Source organism: Kosakonia sp. AG348 (assembly GCF_003337365.1).
Classification (GTDB): domain Bacteria; phylum Pseudomonadota; class Gammaproteobacteria; order Enterobacterales; family Enterobacteriaceae; genus Kosakonia.
This window is the reverse complement of sequence record NZ_QPJR01000004.1, coordinates 555076-573410: the sequence shown is the minus strand read 5'-3', so window position 1 is coordinate 573410 and position 18335 is coordinate 555076. Positions and strand designations below refer to the sequence as shown.

20 protein-coding genes are annotated in these 18335 nt (G+C 54.3%); 13 read left to right on the top strand and 7 right to left on the bottom strand.

Annotation, left to right across the window (positions count from 1 at the left end):
• The first annotated feature begins 143 nt into the window (after window positions 1-143).
• The 9 genes from DFO56_RS13005 (at window position 144) to DFO56_RS12960 (ending at window position 9310) form a co-directional block, all read left to right on the top strand.
• Window positions 144-1271 carry a YbfB/YjiJ family MFS transporter gene (locus DFO56_RS13005; protein ID WP_045514143.1) on the top strand — a complete coding sequence of 376 codons (1128 nt, stop codon included), beginning with the start codon at window positions 144-146 and terminating at the stop codon, window positions 1269-1271.
• Window positions 1272-1397: 126 nt separating this feature from the next.
• Window positions 1398-2063 (top strand): GTP cyclohydrolase I FolE, encoded by a 666-nt coding sequence (folE, locus tag DFO56_RS13000; protein ID WP_017459784.1) that lies wholly within the window; start codon window positions 1398-1400, stop codon window positions 2061-2063.
• Window positions 2064-2081: 18 nt separating this feature from the next.
• Entirely contained in the window at window positions 2082-3242 is a 1161-nt protein-coding gene (gene yeiB / locus DFO56_RS12995; RefSeq protein WP_045514146.1) for a DUF418 domain-containing protein YeiB, read from the top strand.
• Between the two features lie 155 nt (window positions 3243-3397).
• Entirely contained in the window at window positions 3398-4423 is a 1026-nt protein-coding gene (galS, locus tag DFO56_RS12985) for an HTH-type transcriptional regulator GalS (protein ID WP_020454385.1), read from the top strand.
• Between the two features lie 294 nt (window positions 4424-4717).
• Complete coding sequence (mglB, locus tag DFO56_RS12980) at window positions 4718-5716, top strand: galactose/glucose ABC transporter substrate-binding protein MglB (RefSeq protein WP_020454384.1); 999 nt, start codon at window positions 4718-4720, stop codon at window positions 5714-5716.
• Between the two features lie 81 nt (window positions 5717-5797).
• Window positions 5798-7318, top strand: coding sequence for a galactose/methyl galactoside ABC transporter ATP-binding protein MglA (mglA, locus tag DFO56_RS12975; protein ID WP_020454383.1), 1521 nt, complete (start codon window positions 5798-5800; stop codon window positions 7316-7318).
• A gap of 15 nt (window positions 7319-7333) precedes the next feature.
• Window positions 7334-8344 carry a galactose/methyl galactoside ABC transporter permease MglC gene (gene mglC, locus DFO56_RS12970; RefSeq protein ID WP_020454382.1) on the top strand — a complete coding sequence of 337 codons (1011 nt, stop codon included), beginning with the start codon at window positions 7334-7336 and terminating at the stop codon, window positions 8342-8344.
• A gap of 177 nt (window positions 8345-8521) precedes the next feature.
• Window positions 8522-8749, top strand: a complete 228-nt coding sequence (locus DFO56_RS12965) for a hypothetical protein (protein WP_020454381.1) — start codon at window positions 8522-8524, stop codon at window positions 8747-8749.
• A gap of 135 nt (window positions 8750-8884) precedes the next feature.
• Complete coding sequence (locus tag DFO56_RS12960; RefSeq protein WP_020454380.1) at window positions 8885-9310, top strand: hypothetical protein; 426 nt, start codon at window positions 8885-8887, stop codon at window positions 9308-9310.
• 4 nt (window positions 9311-9314) lie between these two features.
• Here the strand turns inward: DFO56_RS12960 and sanA are convergent, their stop codons facing one another.
• The 4 genes from sanA to DFO56_RS12940 form a co-directional block, all read right to left on the bottom strand.
• Entirely contained in the window at window positions 9315-10034 is a 720-nt protein-coding gene (gene sanA, locus DFO56_RS12955) for an outer membrane permeability protein SanA (protein WP_020454379.1), read from the bottom strand.
• 121 nt (window positions 10035-10155) lie between these two features.
• On the bottom strand, window positions 10156-11043 hold the full coding sequence (gene cdd / locus DFO56_RS12950; RefSeq protein ID WP_020454378.1) for a cytidine deaminase: 888 nt from the start codon (window positions 11041-11043) through the stop codon (window positions 10156-10158).
• A gap of 129 nt (window positions 11044-11172) precedes the next feature.
• Window positions 11173-11868: a CidB/LrgB family autolysis modulator gene (locus DFO56_RS12945; protein ID WP_020454377.1), complete on the bottom strand. Its 696-nt coding sequence runs from the start codon at window positions 11866-11868 to the stop codon at window positions 11173-11175.
• Window positions 11865-12263: a CidA/LrgA family protein gene (locus DFO56_RS12940; RefSeq protein WP_045510813.1), complete on the bottom strand. Its 399-nt coding sequence runs from the start codon at window positions 12261-12263 to the stop codon at window positions 11865-11867. The genes DFO56_RS12945 and DFO56_RS12940 overlap by 4 nt, the downstream gene beginning before the upstream one ends.
• 220 nt (window positions 12264-12483) lie before the next feature.
• Between DFO56_RS12940 and dusC the strand changes: the two genes are divergently transcribed.
• Window positions 12484-13434 (top strand): tRNA dihydrouridine(16) synthase DusC, encoded by a 951-nt coding sequence (gene dusC / locus DFO56_RS12935; RefSeq protein ID WP_045510810.1) that lies wholly within the window; start codon window positions 12484-12486, stop codon window positions 13432-13434.
• 442 nt (window positions 13435-13876) lie between these two features.
• Here dusC and DFO56_RS12925 read toward each other — a convergent pair whose 3' ends face one another.
• Complete coding sequence (locus DFO56_RS12925) at window positions 13877-14791, bottom strand: LysR family transcriptional regulator (protein ID WP_045510804.1); 915 nt, start codon at window positions 14789-14791, stop codon at window positions 13877-13879.
• A 73-nt stretch (window positions 14792-14864) separates the two neighbouring features.
• Between DFO56_RS12925 and DFO56_RS12920 the strand changes: the two genes are divergently transcribed.
• Complete coding sequence (locus tag DFO56_RS12920) at window positions 14865-15821, top strand: MBL fold metallo-hydrolase (RefSeq protein ID WP_045510802.1); 957 nt, start codon at window positions 14865-14867, stop codon at window positions 15819-15821.
• A gap of 38 nt (window positions 15822-15859) precedes the next feature.
• On the opposite strand, the gene yohP is transcribed toward DFO56_RS12920, so the two are convergent.
• A complete protein-coding gene (yohP, locus tag DFO56_RS12915; RefSeq protein WP_000698460.1) occupies window positions 15860-15943 on the bottom strand; it encodes a small membrane protein YohP in 84 nt (27 codons plus the stop codon).
• A gap of 109 nt (window positions 15944-16052) precedes the next feature.
• Between yohP and DFO56_RS12910 the strand changes: the two genes are divergently transcribed.
• On the top strand, window positions 16053-16826 hold the full coding sequence (locus DFO56_RS12910; protein WP_045510799.1) for an SDR family oxidoreductase: 774 nt from the start codon (window positions 16053-16055) through the stop codon (window positions 16824-16826).
• Here DFO56_RS12910 and DFO56_RS12905 read toward each other — a convergent pair.
• Entirely contained in the window at window positions 16823-17407 is a 585-nt protein-coding gene (locus DFO56_RS12905) for a DedA family protein (protein ID WP_045510797.1), read from the bottom strand. The two genes, DFO56_RS12910 and DFO56_RS12905, sit on opposite strands and share 4 nt — an antisense overlap.
• A 170-nt stretch (window positions 17408-17577) precedes the next feature.
• On the opposite strand from DFO56_RS12905, the gene DFO56_RS12900 reads away from it, so the two are divergent.
• Window positions 17578-18165 (top strand): Yip1 family protein, encoded by a 588-nt coding sequence (locus DFO56_RS12900; protein WP_045510795.1) that lies wholly within the window; start codon window positions 17578-17580, stop codon window positions 18163-18165.
• Window positions 18166-18335 lie beyond the last annotated feature (170 nt).

Below are 18335 nucleotides of genomic sequence, written 5' to 3'. Positions count from 1 at the left end.
CCTTAGAATTTTTTACAGACAAAGTAAGGTGACTTCTTGTCATCATACAGGCTATTCCCTTTGCGGGGAGTAACTTTCACTTCCGCACAAACGCAACATACTGCATCATAAACATAACTTTACGTTAACATTTGGGGGCGCTAATGGCGCAACGTGTGGCGCTTTGTGGATTTATTGTGCTGGTGGTCGCGATGGGAATCGGGCGTTTTGCCTTCACGCCGCAGGTGCCGTTGATGATCCGCGACGAGCAACTGACCCTGACCAGCGCCGGGCTGGTAGCGGCGATTAACTACCTCGGTTATCTGCTTGGTGCCTGGGACGCAATGCGCGCGCAGCGACATATCGAAGTCCGTCTCTATCTGGGGATTGGCGGCGCGGTGGCACTCACTTTTCTCTCTTCACTTGCCGATAACGCGCTGCTTCACGGCGCGTTGCGCCTGGTGATTGGCGCAATGAGCGGCTGGGCGATGGTGCTGATTGCCGCCTGGACCAACGATCGGCTGGCACATGCCGGCAAGCCAGGACTGAGTGCCGCGGTATTCGCCGGGCCGGGTGCGGGCATTGCATTAAGCGGTCTGCTGGCGGTGGCGATCCAGGCAAAAGGCTTAAGCGCTGCATCCGCCTGGCAGGTGTATGGTGTGCTGGCGCTGCTGCTGGTGGCGTTGATTGCTCGCTATTTGCCGCGTCCTGGCGAGTGGCATCGACCGGGCGAAAAGCCGCAGCCGCTACAGTTAACCACCGATCTTAAACGGCTGGTCTGGAGCTACAGCCTGGCCGGATTTGGCTATATCTTACCGGCGACGTTTCTGTCGCAAATGGCGGCACTGCGCTTTCCTGGCAGCCTGTTTGCCCAGTTTGTCTGGCCGGTGTTCGGTGCCGCAGCGGTAGTGGGGATTGCGCTAAGTATTTTGCTGCGCCACGTTGGTCACAGCCATCAGCGGCTGGCGGTGGTGCTGTGGCTGCAGGGTGCGGGAGTACTGGCGGCATGGTTGCTGCCGGGGATGAGCGGGCTGGTGTGCGGTGCGTTGCTGGTGGGCGGCGGATTTCTTTGCGCCGTGCAGCTCTCACTGCTGTATGGACGCGAGCTCGCGCCCAATCACACACGTTATATGGCCGGGTTATTGACCACCGGCTATGCGATGGGGCAACTGGTTGGTCCTATGACTTCCGCGCTTTCCACTTGGCTTACGCAGCAGCTTGAACCGGCGCTAGGCGTGGCGGCAATTGCCCTGGTCATTGGCGGGCTTTTAGTCTGGAAACGCACGGCCTGAAAGGCGGCAGCGATTTCAATAATTATCGCCGCCAGGGCTGGATTATGTGCGCGACCTCACGCACAATGTTCGCTCACTTTGCGTTAACAACGCGAAGTTCGCCACACCTGCAGGAGAATAAAAAACATGTCATCACTCAGTAAAGAAGCGGCACTCGTTCACGAGGCTCTGGTTGCCCGTGGTCTGGAAACGCCGCTGCGCCCACCGGTGCAAATGGATAACGAATCCCGTAAACGCCTTATCGCCGGGCATATGACCGAGATTATGCAACTGCTGAATCTCGATCTGAATGATGACAGCCTGATGGAAACGCCGCATCGCATCGCCAAAATGTATGTTGATGAGATCTTCTCCGGCCTCGATTACGCTAACTTCCCGAAGATCACCGTCATTGAAAACAAAATGAAAGTCGATGAAATGGTGACGGTGCGCGATATCACGCTGACCAGCACCTGTGAGCACCATTTTGTCACTATCGACGGCAAAGCCACCGTTGCCTATATTCCGAAGGATTCGGTGATTGGCCTGTCGAAAATCAACCGTATCGTGCAGTTTTTTGCGCAGCGCCCGCAGGTGCAGGAGCGACTGACGCAGCAGATCCTGACCGCGCTGCAAACGCTGCTCGGCACTAACAATGTCGCGGTTTCTATTGATGCGGTGCATTATTGCGTGAAAGCGCGCGGCATCCGCGACGCGACCAGCGCGACGACGACCACTTCGCTCGGTGGCTTGTTCAAGTCGAGCCAGAATACCCGCCAGGAGTTCCTGCGCGCAGTCCGCCACACTAACTAATTCGCTGGAGCCGCCGACATGGAGAGGAATGTCACGCTGGATTTTATTCGTGGCATCGCCATTCTCGGTATTCTTTTGCTGAATATCACCGCCTTTGGTTTGCCAAAGGCGGCCTACCTTAACCCTGCCTGGTACGGCGACATCACGGCATCGGATGCCTGGACCTGGGCGCTGCTCGATCTCTTCGCGCAGGTGAAATTCCTCTCGCTGTTTGCCATTTTGTTCGGTGCGGGTCTGCAAATGTTGCTGCCGCGCGGTAAGCGCTGGATCCAGTCGCGCCTGACGCTGCTGGTGCTGCTCGGTTTCATTCATGGTCTCTTTTTCTGGGATGGCGATATTCTGCTGGCTTATGGGCTGGTGGGGCTGATTGCCTGGCGCATGGTGCGAGATGCGCAGAACGTGAAGACGATGTTTAACACTGGTGTGGTGCTGTACCTGATTGGCATTGCGGTTTTGTTGTTGCTGGGGGGAATTTCCGGTTCGCAACCGAACCGCTCCTGGTTGCCGGATGCGGCGAATGTGCAGTACGAGACCTGGTGGCGAGTCAGCGGCAGTATCGGGGAGGCCATCAGTAATCGTGCGGATATGCTCTCTAACGCGCTTCTGGCGCTGGGGGCGCAATATGGCTGGCAACTGGCGGGTATGATGCTGACAGGCGCGGCGCTGATGCGCAGCGGCTGGCTGAAAGGGCAATTCAGCCTGCGCCATTACCGCCGGACGGGTGCGCTGCTGATTGGCTTAGGGTTACTGATCAACATCCCGGCGATTATTGCCCAGTGGCAGCTTGGCTGGTCGTATCGCTGGTGCGCTTTTCTTCTGCAGGCTCCGCGCGAACTTGGCGCGCCGTTACAGGCGGTGGGTTATGCGGCGCTGGCGTGGGGGTTCTGGCCGCAGATCTGCGGTTATAAACTGGTCAATGCTATTGCCTGCGTTGGACGCATGGCGCTCACTAACTACCTGTTGCAAACGCTAATCTGTATCACCTTATTCAATCGTGTCGGGCTGTTTATGCAGTTCGACCGCCTGCAACTGCTGGCCTTTGTGCCGGCGGTGTGGGCCGTAAATATCCTCTTCTCTCTGTTCTGGCTCAGGCGTTTTCGTCAGGGGCCAATGGAATGGCTATGGCGGCAATTGACCGCACGTGCTGCAGGGACATCATTGGCTCGCACATCCAGATAACGATCTGGATCACAATCATTAACAAAACGGATGTAACCGTTTCCATTCATGTGATGCCACTCACGTAGCAATCGCCTGCTCGCTGCCAGAATAGCCTCCTTACTTAACACAGGGGGTGGCTGTGAACTGCCGCAATCCAGAAAAGGTGGGTAAAAATGATCACCATTCGTGACGTTGCCCGGCATGCGGGCGTCTCTGTCGCGACGGTGTCCCGTGTGCTTAATAACAGCGCGCTGGTCAGCCCGGAAACGCGCGAAACGGTGATGAAAGCCGTCGCCCAGCTGGGTTATCGCCCGAATGCCAATGCTCAGGCGCTGGCGACGCAGGTTAGCGACACCATTGGCGTGGTGGTGATGGACGTCTCTGATGCCTTTTTCGGTGCGCTGGTGAAAGCGGTGGATACGGTTGCGCAGCAGCACGAAAAATATGTGTTGATTGGCAACAGTTATCACGAGGCGGAAAAAGAGCGTCACGCCATCGAAGTCCTGATCCGCCAGCGTTGTAACGCCCTGATTGTTCACTCAAAAGCACTAAGCGATGAAGAGCTGACAGGCTTTATGGAGCAGATCCCCGGCATGGTGCTGATCAACCGGCTGGTGCCAGGCTATGCGCACCGCTGCGTCTGCCTTGATAACGTCAGCGGGGCGGTGATGGCTACGCGCATGCTGCTCAATAACGGCCATCAGCGCATCGGTTATCTGGCCTCCAGCCACCAGATTGAAGACAACGATATGCGCCGCGAAGGTTGGTTCCGCGCGCTGGAAGAGCAGGGGATTAACGCCCCGGATAGCTGGGTTGGCACCGGTTCGCCGGACATGCAGGGCGGTGAAGCGGCGATGGTTGAGCTGTTGGGGCGCAACCTGCAACTTACCGCGGTTTTTGCCTATAACGACAGCATGGCGGCGGGGGCGCTGACGGCGCTGAAAGACAACGGCATTGCGGTGCCACAGCATTTATCACTGATTGGTTTCGATGATATTCCCATTGCGCGTTACACCGACCCGCAACTGACCACGGTGCGTTACCCGGTCGCTTCAATGGCGCGACTGGCGACCGAGCTGGCGTTGCAGGGGGCCGCAGGTAAGCTGGATCCAGAGGCTGCGCACTGCTTTATGCCGACGCTGGTACGCCGCCATTCCGTGACCGCACGACAAACTGTGGCACCGATCACTAACTTATAAACTTCGATGATGTAACCGTTTTCAATCTGTGAGTAAATTCACAGTATCTTAACAAGGCGCTGACTATGATGTCAGCGTTTTAGAAGCTGAAACACGATGTAACGGTGATTAATCACTTTCACTACAAGTGAGCGCTTTGAAACATCGAAGAAAGCGAACTTCTGGAGCGTTACCCGGACACGGACGAATGGAATTTTAGAGTGAACTTCGGTCGGCAGTAACGTCTTCGTAACAACTGACCCGCCGAGCATTATTCACAAGAACTACCCTGCATATAAAAAAACCGGAGATACCATGAATAAGAAGGTGTTGACTCTGTCTGCTGTTATGGCAAGCATGCTTTTTGGCGCAGCCGCACACGCAGCGGATACCCGCATTGGTGTGACCATCTATAAATATGACGACAACTTTATGTCGGTTGTCCGTAAGGCTATTGAGAAAGACGCCAAAGCAGCGCCAGATGTTCAGCTGCTGATGAACGACTCGCAGAATGACCAATCCAAACAGAACGACCAGATCGACGTGCTGCTGGCGAAAGGCGTAAAAGCACTGGCGATCAACCTGGTTGACCCGGCAGCGGCAGGTACGGTGATTGAGAAAGCGCGTGGTCAAAACGTTCCGGTTGTTTTCTTCAACAAAGAACCTTCCCGCAAAGCGCTGGATAGCTACGATAAAGCCTATTACGTGGGTACCGATTCCAAAGAATCTGGCGTGATTCAGGGCGACCTGATTGCTAAACACTGGGCGGCGAACCAGGGCTGGGATCTGAACAAAGACGGCCAGATCCAGTACGTGTTGCTGAAAGGCGAGCCGGGCCATCCGGATGCTGAAGCACGTACCACTTACGTTATCAAAGAGCTGAATGATAAGGGCATCAAAACTCAGCAGCTGGCTCTGGATACCGCAATGTGGGATACCGCTCAGGCGAAAGACAAAATGGACGCCTGGCTCTCTGGCCCGAACGCTAACAAAATTGAAGTGGTTATCGCGAACAACGACGCGATGGCAATGGGCGCGGTTGAAGCCCTGAAAGCACACAACAAATCGTCTATCCCGGTCTTCGGTGTCGATGCGCTGCCAGAAGCGCTGGCGCTGGTGAAATCCGGTGCAATGGCCGGTACCGTGCTGAACGATGCTAACAACCAGGCGAAAGCGAGCTTCGAGCTGGCGAAAAACCTGGCCGAAGGCAAAGGCGCGGCAGATGGCACTAACTGGAAAATCGAAAATAAAGTCGTTCGTATTCCATACGTTGGTGTAGATAAAGACAACCTGGCTGAAATCGCCGGTAAATAATATTAAGAAAGCATGTTCTCATTGGGCGCAACGACTGTTGCGCCCTTATAACACGATATGCCAGGCCAACAAGGTATAATTATGGTCAGCAATAATACTCAGTCGTCAGGTGAATTCTTGTTGGAAATGAGCAATATCAACAAGTCTTTTCCAGGCGTAAAGGCACTCGATAATGTCAATTTGAAAGTCCGTCCGCACTCTATCCATGCATTAATGGGCGAGAACGGTGCGGGGAAATCAACATTATTAAAATGTCTTTTTGGGATCTATCAAAAAGATTCCGGTAGCATTCTTTTTCAGGGGAAAGAAATCGACTTCCATTCCGCGAAAGAAGCGCTGGAAAATGGTATTTCGATGGTTCACCAGGAACTCAACCTGGTGTTGCAACGTTCCGTGATGGACAATATGTGGCTGGGTCGTTATCCAACCAAAGGCATGTTTGTCGATCAGGATAAAATGTTCCACGATACCAAAGCCATTTTTGATGAGCTGGATATTGATATCGACCCTAAAGCACGCGTGGGAACATTATCTGTATCGCAAATGCAGATGATTGAAATTGCCAAAGCGTTCTCTTATGACGCCAAAATTGTCATTATGGATGAGCCGACTTCTTCGCTGACGGAAAAAGAAGTCAATCATCTGTTTAAAATTATCCGTAAACTGAAAGATCGTGGCTGTGGAATTGTTTATATCTCCCATAAAATGGAAGAGATATTCCAGCTGTGCGATGAAATTACGATTCTGCGTGACGGTCAGTGGATTGCCACCCAGCCGCTGGAAGGGCTGGATATGGACAAGATCATCGCCATGATGGTTGGCCGTTCGCTTAACCAGCGCTTCCCGGACAAGCACAACGTGCCGGGCGAAACCATTCTTGAAGTGCGTAATCTTACCTCGTTGCGCCAGCCCTCTATTCGCGATATCTCCTTTGATTTGCGCAAAGGCGAAATACTCGGTATCGCAGGTCTGGTCGGGGCGAAACGTACAGATATCGTTGAAACGTTATTTGGTATTCGTGAAAAATCCTCTGGTACCATTAAATTGCATGGCAAAGTGATTAATAACCACAACGCCAATGAAGCGATTAATAATGGCTTTGCCCTGGTGACCGAAGAACGTCGTTCCACCGGTATTTACGCCTATCTTGATATCGGATTTAACTCACTTATTTCCAATATTCAGAATTACAAAAACAAAGTGGGCTTGTTGGATAATAGCCGCATGAAGAGCGATACCCAGTGGGTCATCGACTCGATGCGTGTAAAAACACCAGGCCACCGCACGCAAATTGGTTCTCTTTCCGGTGGTAACCAACAAAAGGTTATTATTGGTCGTTGGTTATTAACTCAGCCAGAAATTTTAATGCTCGATGAGCCGACCCGTGGTATTGACGTTGGTGCGAAATTTGAAATTTACCAATTGATTGCCGAGCTGGCGAAAAAGAATAAGGGGATTATTATTATTTCCTCTGAAATGCCTGAGTTGTTAGGCATCACTGACCGTATTCTGGTAATGAGCAATGGCCTCGTTTCCGGAATTGTTGATACTAAAACGACAACGCAAAACGAAATTCTCCGTCTTGCGTCTTTGCACCTTTAAGATCAGGGGCTCCTCATGAGTGCGTTAAATAAGAAAACTTTTCTCACTTATCTGAAAGACGGCGGTATTTACGTTGTTCTTTTAGTGTTACTGGCCATTATCATTTTTCAGGATCCCACTTTCTTAAGTCTGCTGAACTTAAGTAACATTCTGACCCAATCCTCCGTGCGTATTATTATCGCGCTGGGCGTAGCGGGGCTGATTGTGACCCAGGGTACCGACCTTTCCGCCGGGCGCCAGGTTGGCCTCGCGGCGGTGGTTGCCGCTACGCTGCTGCAATCAATGGAAAACGCCAACAAAGTATTCCCGGATATGGCTACCATGCCGATTCCGGTGGTGATCCTGATTGTCTGCGCCATCGGCGCGGTTATCGGCCTGGTGAACGGCCTTGTCATCGCTTACCTGAACGTGACTCCGTTTATCACCACGCTGGGTACGATGATCATCGTTTACGGTATCAACTCCCTGTACTACGACTTTGTTGGTGCATCGCCGATTTCCGGCTTTGACAGCGGCTTCTCGACCTTTACGCAGGGCTTTATTGCGCTGGGCAGCTTCCGTTTGTCCTATATCACTTTCTACGCCTTGATTGCGGTGGCGTTCGTCTGGGTGCTGTGGAATAAAACCCGCTTTGGCAAAAACATTTTTGCTATCGGCGGTAACCCGGAAGCGGCGAAAGTCTCCGGCGTTAACGTAGCGCTGAACCTGCTGATGATTTATGCGCTGTCCGGTGTGTTCTATGCCTTCGGCGGGATGCTGGAAGCGGGCCGTATCGGTTCTGCGACCAACAACCTCGGCTTTATGTATGAACTGGATGCCATCGCAGCTTGCGTAGTGGGAGGGGTTTCCTTCAGCGGCGGTGTGGGTACGGTTCTGGGTGTGGTGACCGGTGTGATTATCTTCACCGTCATCAACTACGGCCTGACCTATATCGGTATTAACCCGTACTGGCAGTACATCATCAAGGGCGGCATCATCATCTTCGCCGTGGCGCTGGACTCGCTGAAATACGCACGTAAAAAATAATCCCATCGTCTGTACCAGGCCCGCTCAACGAGCGGGCTTTTTTTTGCCTGTTTGCCGCTTTCTGCCATGAAGTAAACCCACGCCTTTCCCCAAAAAACTTCTCTCGCAGTGAGTTGTTAAATTTTTTGCTTCGGTGCTACGCTCAATAAAGTTGCAATATTAATAAGGAGATTAAGGATGAACAGTGAGGGCGCGTTTCCTGCACTTCCCGTGATTGGCTGGCAGGTAGGGGTGGTTGAGGATTTAGATGGTGTGGTCGTGAAGTTTGGTTGCAGCACAGGGCCTTGCGGCGCGGGAGCAACGACGTTTGATTCGCCCTTTTTTAATTTAACGCCTGATATGGTGAGAAGCCTGATCTACGACCTTCAGCGTAGCCTGCAACAGCATGAGAGCAAAGTGGCCTGACGCTTCGCTTGCACGTCGGGTACATCCCATGTGCCCGATATTTAAGTCAATTCTGAATGCCTGTATGCCCATAGCTACTTACGCTTGAAAGAATGAATCTGTGAATGATGTTGTATCCGCAGCTCAGGGGCGCTTATGAATTTTGTTTATTTTACTGTTGATAATTTACCGCATGAAAAAAACTCACCCGTTAACTTCTCTTTGAAAAATGTCGAACTGTTGCGCGATGGCGACGTGATTGCCTCACTTGGCGATATCAAAATCACTGCATTGCCGTTTTTTTACTTTTGCCCGGTACCGACCGGCTTTCGCAAAATCGAGTTCAGAATGAAGAACAGCCCGCCCGCGCGCATCGTGTGTAGCGCAGGGTACTTAAAAAGCGGGGAATACCTGGTTAATACGCCGGACGGGGAGAAAGCCTTGTCCTTCAACGCGTTAAATGGCCACTGGACGCTCGATAAAACCAGCCGTGCGGTTATCGATCATCGCCATTTTGTTGAGCGTGGTTTTACGCTTGTCCGTCCAGTAAAAACCAACAGCCGCAACGCATCCATTAACTGATGCTTCAGTTTTTTCCTTTCTTTTGCATATCGATAAGCTGCTCGGCGGTGACGGCCGGGTAGCCTTGCGCATCGTCCGGCACTTCCTGCATTGACGGAATCGGCACCAGCGGGCCGAGGAAGCGCGGCTCCCGCTTGAACATGTAAAGATCGGCAATTGTGCCCAACCGCGCACCAAACTCGCGTACGCGTACGCTCCACATATCTTTCGGCGACGGCACGGCGTAACACTGCGCCTGGATGCCCATATGCCGGGCGATAAATAACGCGCGTTCGCAGTGGAAACGCTGGGTAATGATGATGAAATCGTTCGTGTCGAAGACTTTGCGGGTGCGCACAATCGAATCCAGCGTGCGGAAACCGGCGTAATCGAGCACGATGTCGGCAGGATCGACACCGGCGGCAATCAAATCCTTACGCATGGTCATCGGTTCGTTGTAGCTTTGCAGCGCGTTATCGCCGCTCAGCAACAGGTAGTTAACCTTGCCGCTGTTATATGCATTAAGCGCGCCCTGAATCCGGTAGCGGTAATATTGATTGATAACGCCAGTGCGGTAGTACTTCGCGGTGCCGAGGACAACGCCGACCTGGCGCCAGGGGAGATCCTGCAGGTCGTCGTAAATATAGGGGGCGGTTTTCCAGCTCATCCAGCGGTCTAAGCCAAGCGCAGTTAACAGCAGTAAGCCGATAAGGACTAACAGGCTGTAAGTAAAACGCTTTAACATGCAGCAGACTCGAACAGGATTAGAATGTCCCTCAGGCTACTTTACCCGTACGGCAAGCGCAAGAAACGGTAGTTCAATTGCGGGGTTTTTCATCACTGCGTGCGCGAACCCGCAGCGAGGATCATTTACTCAGCAAAACGCGTTCGACCTTCTCACATCCCAGCGCGCGCAACGTGGCGGCGGTGGCATCCCATTGGGTGAGCGGCGCATCGGCGCGTTCCGCCAGTACGGCGCGTTGAATATCCGCGTAATCAAAACCGCTGAGGCTAAGCAGATTCAGCGCACCCTGCAATGGCGGCAGCGTTGGGTTGAAGGCGGCGTTTTCCGCGTAGCTACCGCTGAAGATGCGCCCGTCGCGACAAAGAATTGCCACGCCTGACGGCGAAGTCGTGTAGGGCGAGTGGCTTTTATTGGCCGCGTGAATAGCCGCCTGCGCGACGTCATCCCCGCGCAGTGAAAAACCGTGATCCTGTTGATCCATTAACAACGTTTTGATGTCGAGATCTTTTGGACCAAACGCGTCCGGCAGGTAATCGCCCAGCGTATGCGGCGCGCGACCCGGCAGGTTAATGCGCAGATTCAGACCGCTGTTCAGTTCATTCATAAACTGGCGGCAGTGGCCGCACGGCGTGTAGTTGACGGTGATGGAAGAGAGCGCTTTTTCACCGCGCAGCCAGGCGTGGCTGATAGCGCTCTGCTCGGCATGCACGGTTTGCTGCATTGTCGCGCCAGAAAACTCCATATTGGCACCGAAGTACCATGTTCCGCTGACGCCACGCGCAATCGCGCCCACGTTAAAGTGGGAAAGGTCGGTGCGGGCGCAGGCGGCGGCGAGTGGCAGCAACGCAAACGCCAGCGCGTCCTCGTCCAGCCCCGTCGCGCTTTGCAAGGTTGCCACCTGCTCTGCGCTCAGCATGGCGGGGAAGTGCTCATCCGCCAGCAGAGGAGCCAGTGCGGTCTGTAGATTCTCCGCAAGCCCGGAAAAAGCAGTGTGAAAACGTGAATGCATAGCGGTGCCTCATAGCAGTGTATTGGAATCGTAGTTTACGGGGCTGCCTGGCCTCTATGTGTGATTCGCTTCACACTGTATGTGCAACTTATGAAACACAAACGAAAAATGCGCGACGTATCGCAAATTTTAGCCCAGCAGCGCGAGGATAACCGGGAACAGAAACGGGGCGACCAGCGAAGTGATAATCCCGCAAATCACCAGCGCCAGCGAACTGAACGCCCCTTCCTGATAATCCAGCTCGGCGCAGCGCGCGGTGCCCAGCGCATGTGAGGCGGTGCCCATTGCCAGCCCGCGTGCCGATTTCGTGGTGATACGCATCAGGTTCAGCAAGGTATGGCCGAACACCGCGCCCAATACGCCAACAAAGATCACGCAGACCGCACTGATTGCCGGGATACCGCCAATGCTGCCGCCAACCGCCATCGCGATCGGTGTGGTGACGGATTTGGGTAATATCGACGCCGCAATTTCTGGTGTCGCGCCCATCAGCAGCGCCACAGCGGTACCGGAAAACATCGCCACCATGCTGCCGATAAAGCAGATAGTAATGATCGATTTCCAGCGGGCGCGAATCTGATGTAACTGCTCATAGAGCGGAAACGCCAGCGCAACAACGGCGGGTTGCAGCAGATCGTTAAGAATTTTACTGCCCTGGAAATAGTGGTCATACGGAATGCCCGTCACCAGCAGGATCGGGATAATCACCACCATCGCCACCAGCAGCGGGTTGAGCAGCGGTAGCTTGAAACGCGTGGCGAGTTTACGCGCGGCGAAAAACACCGCCAGTGTCAGCGGTAACGACCACCAGATATACGCCATCATTCTTTCTGCCCTTTTTGTCCTGCCACCTTACGCTCGCCGTGCACCAGATGGGTGCTCCAGCTCACCACCAAAAAGACGATAATTGTGCTCACCGCACAGGAAACAACAATCGGGCCGAACTGCGCGCGCAGCAGGTCGTAATATTGCATTACGCCAACGCCGATGGGCACGAACAGCAGCGCCATGTAACGGATCAAAATAAAGCAGCCGGGATTTACCCATTTGGCGGGCAGAATTTGCAGCGCCAGCAGCACGAACATAATCAGCATGCCGATAATGCTGCCCGGAATAGCAATAGGCAGCAGCGATGAAACAAAAATGCCTGCGTAGAGACAAGCGTAAATAAGCACAAACGCACGAAGGTACTGCCAGATAATATTCAGTGAGTTACTCATGGTGAAAGCCCTTGTCGAAACGCATTCATCATACAATTAAAGCGAAAAACGTGCTACTGATCACATCATGAATTGTGAGCATACCAAACATTCCATTCAGGAACGTTATGCATTCCCACAAGATTTACCGCGCGATATAGCCAAAAGTGTAGTGAAGAAAGGCACTTTCCACGCCTGAACAGAGACGCTACTATGGCGCCTCTTTTTTATGGGGCGAGATATGCGTGTATTACTGGCGCCGATGGAAGGCGTGCTCGATTCGCTGGTGCGCGAGCTGCTGACCGAGGTTAACGATTATGATTTATGCATCACCGAATTCTTGCGCGTGGTGGATAAACGCCTGCCGGTAAAATCCTTCTATAAAATCTGCCCGGAACTGCATCGTCAAAGCCGTACGCCTTCCGGTACGCTGGTGCGTATTCAACTCTTAGGACAATACCCGCAGTGGCTGGCGGAAAATGCGGCGCGCGCGGTTGAACTGGGCTCCTGGGGCGTCGATCTCAACTGCGGTTGCCCGTCGAAGCTGGTCAACGGCAGCGGTGGTGGCGCGACGTTGCTCAAAGATCCTGAGCTTATTTACCGTGGCGCAAAAGCGATGCGTGAAGCGGTGCCGTCGCACCTGCCGGTGACGGTAAAAGTGCGTCTTGGCTGGGACAGCCCCGCACGCGCGTTTGAAATTGCCGATGCGGTACAGCAGGCCGGCGCCAGCGAACTGGCGGTACACGGGCGCACCAAAGAAGATGGCTACAAAGCGGAGTGCATTAACTGGCATGCCATTGGCGAGATCCGCAAGCGGTTAACCATTCCGGTGATTGCCAATGGCGAGATCTGGGACTGGCAAAGTGCGCAGGATTGTATGGCCACCACCGGCTGCGATGCGGTGATGATTGGCCGTGGCGCACTGAATGTGCCGAATCTGAGCCGGGTGGTGAAGTACAACGAGCCGCGTATGCCGTGGCCGGAGGTTGTCGCGCTACTGGCGAAATATTCGCGGCTGGAAAAGCAGGGCGATACCGGTTTGTATCACGTGGCGCGCATCAAACAGTGGCTCGGCTATTTACGCAAAGAATATTCTGAGGCCAGCGAGTTGTTTACCGAGATCCGCGCCTATAAACATTCCGCCGATATCGCACAAGCGATCGCCCGCCAGCGCAGCCGCGTTGGCGTCTGACACGCGCCGGTGAACCTTTCGCAGGCTGTCTCGTTATGCGCTCGAATAAAGCTGGGTTGAAGCGCGGGTGTGGATTGTTACTGTGCAAGCAGGCGAAACCTGATCATCTGGCAACTGCCGGAGGTCAGGTTTTTTTGTTTCCGGGGTCTGAATGAATAGCGCCAAAAAGTAAATAACATTGTTGTAGTGGTGCCGGGTGGCGGCTGCACGCGCGCAAGTGGTGATGAGTTACACCCGGTGAAAGCCAATTGATCTGGAAAGCGCCGCCAAAGCGAAGATCGCCAGACGTTGCGGTTTTATTGATGTCGAACGCGATGATAACGGCAGCGGCCCCGGTACGCAGGCGTAAGAACTTTTTATGCTGGTATCGCGCTGTCATCGCCAGTAACGGCGAGAGCCTGAAATAACCCGCATTCCGCCCGCGCAAACCGGGCAGAACGCGTCAGTTAAGACGCTTAGCGATAAACTCTTTCAGCCACATTACCGCCGGATCGCTACTGTGGCGCTGATGCCACAGCATCGCCAGCTCAATTGGCTGCACATCCAGCGGCAGCGGGCTGCTCGCAAATCCTCGTCTGCGCTGCCACTCCTGCGCCAGGCCTGCCGGTACGGTCGCCAGGGCTGGCATGGTCTCCAGTAATCCCGGCAGGGCGGCGAAGTGCGGCGTGGTGTAGTGGATGCGGCGCTGATGGCCGGTTTTGGCCAGTAGCGTGTCGAAGTGGCTGCTGGTGGCTTCCCGGTAGCTGACCATTAAATGCGGCTGTGCGGCAAAAGTATCGATATCCAGCGGTGCGCTCAACGTCAGTTGTTGCGGGTGCCAGAGCGTGATAAACGGCATGGTGGTCAGCACTTCGCGCTCCAGCCAGCGCGGCCCGGCCTCGGCGACGCTTATCGCCATATCCATTTCGCCGCCTTCCAGCCGACCGGCATCGCTGAATGGATCGCTGGCCACCACATTCAGACGCATGCCGGGCGCGGCCTGTTGCAGCGCCGGGATCAGCTTTGGCATCAGCCACATTTCCACCCAGTCTGCCATGCCAAGCGTCAGCGTGACGCTGGCAGTCTGCGGATCAAAGGCCGTTTGCTGAAACAGGGCACTCTGCAACTGTTCCAGCAGCGGTAGCAGTTCCGTATGCAGTTCGATGGCGCGGGCCGTCGGCTGCATTTTATGGCCGCTACGGATAAACAGCGGGTCGTCAAACAGCGTGCGCAGGCGTGACAGCACGCCGCTCACCGCCGGTTGACCCAGATGCAGCTTATCCGCCGCGGCGGAAACGCTCTGTTCGCGAAACAGCACGGCAAAGGCGATCAGCAAGTTAAGATCGATTTTGCGAAAATCATTCTCTTTGATAGTCATTATTGCTCCAATCAATTGGAGTGATAGTAGCCGTTGCCGGATACTGGCGCAATGAAAACGACTGGAGAAGAGTATGAAACATTATCCACTTCTGTTGGCGCTGGCGACGGCAGGTTTGAGTTTTGGCGCTATTGCCGCCACACCGCTCTCAACGCACCAGCCGCAAGCGCCGGGCTTTTACCGTATGGCAATGGGCGACTGGCAAATCACCGCCGTTTCCGATGGCACCGTCGCGGTGCCGTTCGACAAATTGCTGACCCATATCACCCCGGAGCAGTTGCAGGAACGGATGGCGCAGGCCAGTTTACCCGTCAATGCCGAAACCTCGATCAACGCCTTTGTGATTAACACCGGTAAGCAATTAATTCTGGTGGATGCCGGTGCCGGGCAGTTGTTTGGCGACGCGGGCGGCCATCTGCCGGAAAACCTGCGTGCGGCGGGCATTGATCCGGCCACCATCGATACCGTGCTGCTGACGCATATCCATGCCGATCACTCCGGCGGCGTTCAGCGCGACGGCAAACCGGTGTTCGCCAATGCCACCGTACGGGTCGATCAGCGGGATGTTGATTTCTGGCTCAACCCGGCACATGAAAAAGAGGTGGAAGAGGGGCAACGCCATACTTTTGCGGAATCCGAGCGCTCACTGCGCCCGGTGATAGATGCCGGTAAGCTCAGCCCTTTCCGCGCGCCGACGCAAATTATCCCCGGCATTGAAGCGATCCCGGCACCGGGTCATACGCCAGGCAGCGTGATTTACCGCGTCACTCACGGCGGTAAGACGCTGATGCTGTGGGGCGATATTATTCACGCGCATCCGGTGCAACTACCGCAGCCGGAAGTGGCGATCCATTTTGATGTTAACCAGCAGCAGGCGGTAAAAACCCGGGAAAAGGTGCTGGCGCAGGTCGCGCGCGAAGGTGACTGGGTGGCAGCGGCACATATTGCTTTCCCCGGTATTGGAAAAGTGATGAAAGCAGAGAATGGCTATCGCTGGGTGCCGGTGAATTACAGCGCGAAGGGGAATTAACCAGCCATGCCGGGTAGCGCCCGCTACCCGGCGGTACTTTAGAAGATCATCTTAAATACACCGGTGACCACCAGCAGACCAATCAGAAAGATAATCAGGATTGCCCAAAGCAGTATCTTCATCATTTTCTTCGTCCTTTTTATATGCAGGTAGTTAAAAGCGTAGGCAATCTCACGCAGTTGTGCCTTTTTCCTATACTTACCTGTCTATTTGTTAACCAGAGGACGACCTATGCCTGTAACCAAAGTTGCTATTGTTACCGCCGCCGATTCCGGGATTGGCCGACAGTGTGCACTGATGCTGGCCGAACAGGGATTTGATATCGGCATTACCTGGCATTCGGATGCAAACGGCGCGAAAGAGGCTGCGTTGCATATTGAGGATCTTGGGCGGCGGGCGGAAACCATCCATCTCGATCTCAGCCAGTTGCCGGAAGGGGCGCAGACGATTGAGACATTGATTTCCCGCTTCGGGCGTATCGATGTGCTGGTGAATAACGCCGGGGCGATGAGCAAAGCCCCGTTTCTTGAGATGAAATTTGATGACTGGCGCAGCATTTTCACCGTTGATGTCGACGGCGCGTTTCTCTGCTCGCAAATCGCCGCCAGGCACATGGTGCAGCAGGGGCAGGGCGGGCGCATCGTCAATATCACCTCGGTGCATGAGCATACGCCGTTGCCGGACGCCAGCGCCTATACTGCCGCCAAACACGCGCTCGGCGGCTTAACCAAATCGATGGCGCTGGAGCTGGTGGATCACAACATTCTGGTAAACGCCGTCGCGCCGGGGGCAATAGCCACGCCGATGAATAACATGCGCGACGAAGATGCAAAACCGGGGTCGTTACCCATTGTTCCACTGACAAGACCGGGCACCACCAAAGAGATAGCCAGCATGGTCGCCTGGCTCTGTTCAGAACATGCCAGCTACACCACCGGACAATCGTTGATTATTGATGGCGGTTTTATGCTGGCTAACCCGCAGTTCAAACCGAAAACGGCTTAGTCGTTTGACACGTTGCGCTGGCGTTTTTTCCGCCGATGATGGAACCACCAGCGCAGCGCAACCACCAGCACGATGGCAAGAATCAGCCAGATCCAGCGTTTTACATGCTGGTCGAACTGGTGCAGCCACGGGCCAATCACTTCTCCGCCTACGTAACCGAGGGTGGTAAACAGCAGCGCCCAGACGATGGCGCCAACAATGTTGAGCGGCAGAAAGATTTTCGGTCGCAAGCGACTGGTGCCAATCAACAATGGGCCAATAATGCGAAAGCCGTACATAAAACGTGAGCCGATAACAAACAGGTAGGGATGGCGGCGGATGAGCGACTGCGCCTGGTGGATTTTTTCCCGGTGGCGGGAGAAGCGGCGCAGGATTTTCGTGCCGTAGCGTCTGCCGACCAGATAAAGCAGCTGATCGCCGATCATGCCGCCAAGCGCCACGGATACCACCACCAGCCAGAACCGTAACAGCCCCTGATGCGCGGCAACACCGCCCAGCAGGGTAATTGTCTCTCCTTCAGCCACACTGCCAATCACCAGCGCGGCGTAGCCGTACTGGCTAATCAGATGATTGATATCCATTGTTTTTACGTCCTCCCGGTAAAACGCTTATAAGCATACACCCGATATCGCGCCTTCGCCGGAATGACGCCGTTTCGTTGTCGCGGCATTTTTGTTGCTGTACAAAAAATAATCGCAATAGTGAATTATACTGACAGTGTCGATGTTCGGGCTGTCAGCGAGGGGGCGTTATGAACCATGTCTGGGGACTCTTTTCCCATCCCGATCGTGAAATGCAGGTTATCAAAGGCGAAAACGAGACAATTTCGCATCACTACACCCACCATGTATTAATCATGGTGGCCATTCCGGTTGTATGCGCGTTTATTGGTACCACGCAAATCGGCTGGAATTTTGGCGAAAACAGTGTGGTGACGCTGTCATTGTTTACCGGTTTCTATCTGGCGGTGCTGTTCTATGCGTTGATGCTCGGAGGCGTGGCGGTAATGGGCCGCGTTATCTGGTGGATGGCGCGTAGCTTGCCGCAGCGGCCTTCATTAGGGCGCTGTATGGTGTTCGCCGGTTATGTGGCGACGCCGCTGTTTCTCAGTGGGATTGTGGCGCTTTATCCGCTGGTCTGGCTTTGCGCGCTGGTGGGGACGGTGGCGCTGTTTTACACCGGCTACTTGCTGTATGTCGGTATCCCGACCTTCCTGAATATCAATAAAGAAGAGAGCTTAAGTTTCTCAAGCTCGACGCTGGCGATCGGGGTGCTGGTGCTCGAAGTGCTGCTGGCGCTGACGGTGATCCTGTGGGGTTACGGTTATCGCTTGTTCTAAACCTGTTGCGTTGCTGGCGTAAATGTCGGCAACGCAATCTCTCGCAACGATTATCCTCTGGCGACAACCCTGCGTGGCGGCTATTATGCCAAAGCCAGCTCTGTTATTGCTCCGGCTGACAGAAGCGGTGTGCGTAATAACGTGCGTGAATAATTTTCAGAAATCTCACC